Genomic DNA, 7,598 nt, shown 5'->3' on the forward strand with positions numbered 1-7,598 from the left:
GAGCCTGTCTTGCAAGACTTGGTCGTTTTTCTCCGGAAGCCTTCAGATTTCCCAGCTCGCTTCCATATAGATTGGAATGTTAGAGGAGACACAATCATTGAGGACCCGGTCTATAAAGAGCTCCGCAAGAGGTTACATCGTTTGAGCCGCAACCTATCCAAAGCGATCCGTCAAAAAGATTCCGAAGAAGCAAAAAGACTTAAAAAAGAGCAGGCTGAGGTTGCTGGATTGCTGAAAGATTTTAGAGGGACTGCCTACATTGAAAACCCAGACATCGACGCCGCAGACATTCCTTTGCTATTTCTTGGTGCTGCTGAAATAGAGGGTCCGGTCATGGAATGGCCTCCGAAGTCTTTCGCTGCGATGAAATTGGACGAGTCTCAGACCTTGGATTCAGAGTCTATCAGCGAATCTCTTTACTACTTCATCCAGAAGGCGTTTCGACGGCCGGTTTCGAAAGAAGAATTGAATACATATGTGGATCCAATTCTTGCCGCCCAAAAAGAGTTTGGCCTCTCATATATGGAAACCATGCGTTTCGGACTTCAGACTGTTTTGGTCTCTCCTGGTTTTCTCTTGATCCAAGAGCCTCAACAAGTCGATTCGGTTCGCCCTTTGAACGACTTCGAAATTGCGAATCGTCTTTCCTATTTCCTTTGGAATTCCATGCCCAATACAGAGCTCTTTGCCAAAGCTGCTCGGGGCTATTTGAGCAACCCTAGCATCCGCAGGGAGCAGGTTGAGCGAATGTTGGCAGATCCTAAGGCCGACAGGTTCATAAATAGCTTCGCGGGTCAATGGCTCAGTGTCAGGGACTTTGGTTCGGTGCAGCCCAATCGGAGTTTCGAGAAGCGTAAAGATGGCCTTTATTACGATGAGGAACTGTTGAGAGCTTCAATTGGTGAACCGATCGAGTTCTTTAAACATGTCCTCAACGAAAACCTCCCGATCACAAACTTCATCGATTCCGATTTCTTGATTATTAACGAGCGCCTCGCTCAGCACTATCAAATACCAGATGTAGATGGGCGTGAGTTCCGTAAGGTGAGTATTCCAGACGGTGTGCAGCGTAGAGGTGTGTTAGGGATGGCGGGATTGCTCACACTTTTATCTGATGGAGACCGCACTCTGCCAGTGACACGTGCGACTTGGGTGCGGGAGAAACTGTTCCATGACCCACCGCCACCGCCCCCTCCGGGTGCTGGGGAAATTCAGCCAAATACGCAGGGAGAGAAACTTACAGTCCGCCAACGCTTGGAGTTACACCGGCAAGAGCCGACTTGCGCGAGCTGTCACGCCGGGCTTGATGGATATGGTTTAGCGCTGGAAAACTATGATGCGATTGGGGCCTGGCGCACCCATGAGAACAGAAATAAGTGGTCAGCTATTGATGCCAGTGGGCATCTCAAGTCTGGCCGAACTTTCGGCAATCTTGAGGAATATAAAAAGGCTCTGCTAGAAGAGCGCGACCGCTTCGGACATGCATTCATCACTCAAATGCTCACCTATGCGCTCACGCGTCCCGTTGGCGTGATTGATAGAGCGACTGTCGAAGACATTTATCGCCAGCTCGAAAGGGACGATTTCCGTATCCAGACGGTGGTCCATGCGATTGTTAACAGTGATCTTTTCCTGACTAAGTAAATTAACCTTTTCCCATCATTCATTATGAACATTCAAAAAAACGAAGTATTACCCCGCCGATCTTTTCTTCGTGGAGCCACTGTCGCGATGGCACTGCCCTGGTTGGAGTGCATGAGCCCCTTATCTAAATCGTATGCGAGTGCTGGAGGAATTGGAGCCGGTGAACGCCCGAGTAGAGCAGTCTTTTGCATGTGGGGGATGGGAGTAAATGGTCGAGATTTCACCCCCAAAACGCTCGGCAGGAATTGGGAGGTGACACCCATTCTTAAACCGCTGGATCGTCTGCGTGATGAATTCTCAATTATCTCAGGCCTGAAGCTTAACCACTCGGGTGGACACACGGGGGATCGCACATTTCTGACCGGGACCAATACTAAGGCAAGTGGTGTCAAGCTTTTGGCGTCCTGCGACCAACAATTGGCGAAAGCAATTGGCCAAGACACACGTTTTCAGTCGCTGGTTCTCGGAATACGACGTGGGACAGGTTTTGGAAACCCTCAAGATCACACGCTGTCATGGAGTGAATATGGCACACCTCTACCCGCGGAAAACCGCCCCGATGTCATTTTTGATCGCTTATTTCGCCAGGAGACTCCTGAGGAAATGAAAGCACGGCGTACATCCTCTAAGCAACGCGGTTCAATCTTAGATATTGTCCGAGATTCTGCGAAGAGATTGAATAATCGACTAGGATCTAATGACCGTGAAAAACTGGATGAGTATTTCACCTCTGTGCGTCTGGTGGAGAAGAAGATGCAGTCTGATCTTGAGTGGATGGCAAAGCCTCGCCCCGCGGTGGATCCCATTGAATTCGGTAACACACAGGCGATTGATCCGAAGCAGGGTAAGAATGATTCTTTCGACTACAGCAACTATCAGCGCTTGATGTATGACGTTATTGCGCTGGCTCTCCAGACTGATAGCACGCGTGTCATATCATACATGCCGCGCATGGATTTGCGTGACGGGACCTTCACTTTCAGATCTGAGGGTTGCCCCTATGGTTACCACGAAATGACTCACCACGGTGAAGAGAAAGACAAACTCCAGTGGCTGACGAAGGTGGACACTTGGTATTCCAATGAATGGGCTTATTTCATCGATAAGCTCAAGTCTATCCGTGAGGGCAATGAGACCCTGTTAGACCACACTCTTTTGAGCTGGGGGAGCACGGGTGGTACACTCAACGCGCACAACAGGCATGAACTTCCCACCATGTTCTTCGGAGGCAAGGCGTTGGGAGTGACGCACCAGGGGCATGTTCGCCACGACGACACCATGCTCGGAAACCTCTGGCAGAGCTACTTTGATATCCTCGGTGTGCCGCTTCCTGAAAATTTCCAGGGTGGTGAAGCGGACGGCACGTTTAAAGAGCTCTATTCAGTTTAGAAGCCACGGTGGAATTGGGAGATTTTTCAGTTTTTCACTTCCTTATCCAGATTGTTCAACCGCCCTGGAGCTGTCTGTAGCGCGAACTTATCGTAATGATAAAGATAGTCTCTCGGTGCATTGCCTGAATTTTTTGATATGCAAGGTCGATAGAGACCAATCGATCAAACATGGGTAGCTAGGACTTTCTCAATAGTGCCCTCTGCACTTGTGTTTCGAGCTGAGTATCCGATCTTGATCCTTTGCGATCATGCTTGGGGATATCCATATTAAGGGTGCGCGGGAGCACAATCTGAAGAATCTCGAACTGCGGATTCCTCGGGATGCGTTGGTGGTGATTACCGGGGTGAGCGGTTCGGGTAAGTCTTCGTTAGCTTTTGATACCCTTTACGCGGAAGGCTACCGCAAATACATGGATAGCCTGTCGACCAAAGCGCGGCAGGTGCTCGACCAGATGCCACGTCCTGATGTTGATTATGTGCATGGACTATCGCCGGTGATTGCCATTGAGCAGCGCACGGGTGGTGGAGTGAATCCACGGAGCACGGTGGCTTCAGTAACAGAAGTCGCCGATTATGCGCGGATACTCTGGTCGGTGATGGCCGACCAGTTTTGCCCTAAAGATGGGGGGAGGATCGTTCGGCGCAGTTTGGATGATTGCATTGAGCGGGTCTTTCAGGAGCCCGAAGGCGCGCGGCTTATCTTGCTGGCTCCGATCCTGAATGCCAAGCCGGCGGTCCTGCGCGAGGAATTACCACGGCTGCAACAAAAGGGATTTAGTCGCATCAGGATCTACGGCGAGATCGTCGAGTTGGATGAACCGGGAATCGTTCGTCCTGGCAGGGATCCTGTCGCGGTGGATCTTGTGGTAGATCGCATTGTTCTGAGGCCGGACCAACGTGCGCGTCTGGCGGATTCCCTTGAGCTTTGTTTTCGTGAAGGTGACAACCGGGCAACCGTTCTGTCTCAGGTGGCTCGCGATGCTGAGTGGTCGGAAATTGCACTCTCTCAGAACCTGGCCTGCGAAATCTGCGGTACCGTCTATCCCGCGCTTACCCCCAAGCACTTTTCTTGGAATCATGTCGAGGGAGCATGTGATACTTGCGGCGGTTTGGGGACTGTGCGGGCATTCGAGGACCATCTGTTAGTGCCAGACCCCACCAAGTCGGTGAAAAATGGAGCGATCAAACCGTGGCGACTGGGTTCCAAGGCTATGATCATTAAACGGAATGCTATCTTGAAGCAATTGGCAGAGCAGCTTCCCTTTGATCCCAATTTGGCCTGGGAGAAATTGGATGAGACCGTCCGTCACCAAATTCTACGCGGTACCGGTGAGCGCTTGTTCAGCTTCAAGCTGAAGCCAGGTAATTCCAAGCCTGAGGTGATGCCTTATGCGGGTGTTGTTGCCGACCTCGAGGAGTCTTTTCGCACCAGTTCCAGTGATGGGTTTCGAGCGAAACTGTCTTTGTATCAATCCGAACAGATTTGTCCGGACTGTAAAGGCCTACGTCTCAATGGCTTGGCACGTAGCGCTTTGTTAGAAGGCCTGTCTTTTCCCGAGTTTTTGGCTATGGATATCGGCGAGGCTAAGACGTTTGTCGACGCGCGTCTGGTCAACAATCCCAGCTATCACATGGTCGGTGATGCGATTCACGGTATTCAGGAACGCCTCCAGTTTCTTGGCGAGGTAGGCCTGAGCTATCTCGGTTTGGATAGACTCTACAATACCTTGTCAGGAGGTGAGGCTCAGCGCGTGCGTCTCGCGACCCAGCTTGGCATGGGACTCGTTGGTGTCGTCTATGTGCTCGATGAACCCAGCATCGGCCTGCATCCGATCGACAACAAGCGGCTCATCGATACCATGAAGAATCTCCGAGACCGGGGTAACAGCGTTATCGTGGTCGAGCATGATGAGGAAACGATTGCAGCTGCTGATAGTGTGATTGAGATCGGTCCTAGTGCTGGCGTTTCAGGAGGTGAGCTGGTCTTTCAAGGGACACCAGAGGCTTGTATGCAGTCCAAAGCTAGTAGGACGGGCCCGTTTCTGTCTGGTAAATCGCGCATCCATAGAGATGCCGCCCTTCGTGGTGATGGGGGCTCACGCGTCCAGATCAATGGAGCCCGCGAGCACAACCTCAAAGATGTCGATGCATCTATTTATTTTGGCCTATTGACCGTAGTTTGCGGTGTGTCAGGGTCGGGTAAAAGTACTTTGATCAACGATGTTTTGGGGCGAGCTGCTGCCTTCCGCTTGAATGGAGCGAAGGAGATACCTGGAGCCCATACTAAAATACAAGGTCTAGAGCAGCTACAGTCCGTGATTAGAGTGGACCAGTCGCCTATAGGACGGAGCCCACGTTCCAATCCGGCGACATTTACCAAGCTCTTTGATATTCTCCGCGATTTGTATTCTAAGACCCCGCTAGCGAAAGTACGCGGTTACGGAGCGAGTCGTTTTAGTTTCAACATCGCCGGAGGGCGCTGTGAACGCTGCAAGGGAGATGGTGTGATTAAACTGGATATGCAGTTCATGGCAGATGCCTATGTGACCTGTCCCAGTTGTAATGGGAAGCGCTATAATCGTGAGACACTCGAAGTGCTTTTCAAAGGGCATTCTATCGCCGATGCGCTGGATCTCTCCGTCGACGAGGCGATGCGTGTCTTTGATAAAGTCCCCAAAGTCCGTGAAAAACTTGAAACCTTGCAGTCAGTTGGCCTGGGTTACATCAAGCTAGGTCAGGCGGCGTCCACGCTTTCAGGTGGTGAGGCACAACGTATCAAGCTCTCGCTAGAGCTCAGCAAACGTAACACCGGGCAGACACTCTACATCTTGGATGAGCCTACAACGGGCCTGCATGCGGCTGATATCCAGCGGCTTATGGATTTACTGTTCCGACTGCGGGACCAAGGGAACACGGTAATCATCATCGAGCATAACCTCGATGTCATCAACTTGGCTGACTATATCCTTGAGTTGGGACCCGTGGGTGGAAAGGAGGGGGGGCACCTCGTTTATAGCGGTGAGCGCTCCGATTTCTCCAAGGTAGACACCCCAACGGCTCATTGCCTCCGCGAGCATTTGGGTCGCTTTCGCAGCGTATGATATCATTTTGCGATTCTCTCGGTTCAAAAAAATAACAATCCCTCAACTGTCTTTCTGCCTCGTGACTGCTCTATTCGCCTGCCAAATCCCGATTACGAACACGACAACGAAAACGATCACGATTTAGAGTCGCATGACGGTATGATTGGAAGGACTGCAACAAGACGCTGGAGTTGCATGCATTGGCAGGCCGAACAGGCCGCATTTGATGCACGATGGCGCTCTTGGTTTGGGGAGCAGAGAGAGCGTCGTGGACTCGGTATAAAGCATCCGATCTGGGATTTTCTCTTCGAATACTATCGGGTGAATCGCAACCGAGTAGAGCGCTGGCATCCGCCGGTCGATATAGAACTTCGAGGTGAAGCCATTAGCCAGTTCGCTTGGATTCAGGGATTTGTTATCGACGACAACGGTGGCATGTTGGATTCATCTAGGATCGATGAGGGGGTACGCCGACGTCTCAAGTGGATACATGGCTTGCTGGAAGCTACGCTTCATCGCACGCCACGTTTTCAGTGCTTCGGTCTCCATGAATGGGCTATGGTTTATCGAGATAATGAAGTTCGGCATGGAGCGACGCCTCTACGCTTACCGCAAGATGAAATTGCTGAGTTGGTAGAATCTCGCTTGGTGTGCTGTTCGCACTATGATGCTTATCGTTTTTTCTCACCAGGGGCCACTCCACTCAATACGTTGAATCCCACCCAGGACACCCGCTATGCCAATGAGCAGCACGGCTGTATCCATTACAACATGGACCTCTATAAATGGTGTTACAAAGCCTTTCCTTGGATCAGCTCGGACTGCCTGTCGGATGCACTTGGTTTGGCCAAAGATGCCCGTCTCCTCGATATGCGAGCGTCTCCCTACGATTTAGCAGCTTATGGCATCGAGCCCATTCGCATCGAAACTTCTGACGGCAGCAGCACATACCAGAGAGAGCAAAGAGCCATTGCCGAGCGGGGTAAGGGATTGGCGGGGAGGATGTCTGCTGAGCTGATGCAGCTCGGGGTCAGCAATCACTGATGACAACATGTGAAGATTTGTCATCGCTTTTTACCAAAAAAGGGGGCTGCTGCTGTGCATAGTGGGCTCTAGATAATCTAAGTAAGGTGATTTTTTTGACGAAATTACGGAAATCCTGCTACATGTTCGTATGGAATCTGAAATTACCATCGGGCGTCGCGGATCTATCACTCTGCCTGCGAAGATTCGTAAACGATTTGGTCTTCAACAAAATGATCGCCTTGTTATCGAAGAGACTGAGCAGGGGCTATTGCTACGCCCTACGATAAGTGTTCCCCTTGAGCTCTACACCGAGGAGCGCATCTCTGACTTCCAAGAAGATGATCGGGTTGTCGGTCAAATGATTGATGATCTGGTAGCTAGCCCGGATTTTGCATGAACATGTCGACAGTCCAGTGTTGACAATAAAAATGTCTTCCTGCCGGGCTTCTTTGCT

At 51.0% G+C, this 7,598-nt stretch carries 5 protein-coding genes; all 5 read left to right on the top strand.

What is annotated here, in order from left to right; all coding sequences use genetic code 11:
* Positions 1–1,644 (top strand): DUF1592 domain-containing protein (locus HRU10_14535; protein NRA28449.1); only part of this gene is annotated, 1,644 nt, incomplete at its 5' end.
* A gap of 24 nt (positions 1,645–1,668) precedes the next feature.
* Positions 1,669–3,033, top strand: a complete 1,365-nt coding sequence (locus HRU10_14540) for a DUF1552 domain-containing protein (GenBank protein ID NRA28450.1) — start codon at positions 1,669–1,671, stop codon at positions 3,031–3,033.
* Between the two features lie 250 nt (positions 3,034–3,283).
* Entirely contained in the window at positions 3,284–6,136 is a 2,853-nt protein-coding gene (uvrA, locus tag HRU10_14545) for an excinuclease ABC subunit UvrA (protein NRA28451.1), read from the top strand.
* 177 nt (positions 6,137–6,313) lie between these two features.
* The gene (locus HRU10_14550; GenBank protein ID NRA28452.1) at positions 6,314–7,162 is read left to right on the top strand and encodes a 3-methyladenine DNA glycosylase; all 849 of its coding nucleotides are present in this window, start codon (positions 6,314–6,316) and stop codon (positions 7,160–7,162) included.
* A gap of 130 nt (positions 7,163–7,292) precedes the next feature.
* The gene (locus tag HRU10_14555; GenBank protein ID NRA28453.1) at positions 7,293–7,541 is read left to right on the top strand and encodes an AbrB/MazE/SpoVT family DNA-binding domain-containing protein; all 249 of its coding nucleotides are present in this window, start codon (positions 7,293–7,295) and stop codon (positions 7,539–7,541) included.
* Positions 7,542–7,598: the final 57 nt, after the last annotated feature.

The organism is Opitutales bacterium, assembly GCA_013215165.1.
Taxonomy (GTDB): domain Bacteria; phylum Verrucomicrobiota; class Verrucomicrobiia; order Opitutales; family JABSRG01; genus JABSRG01.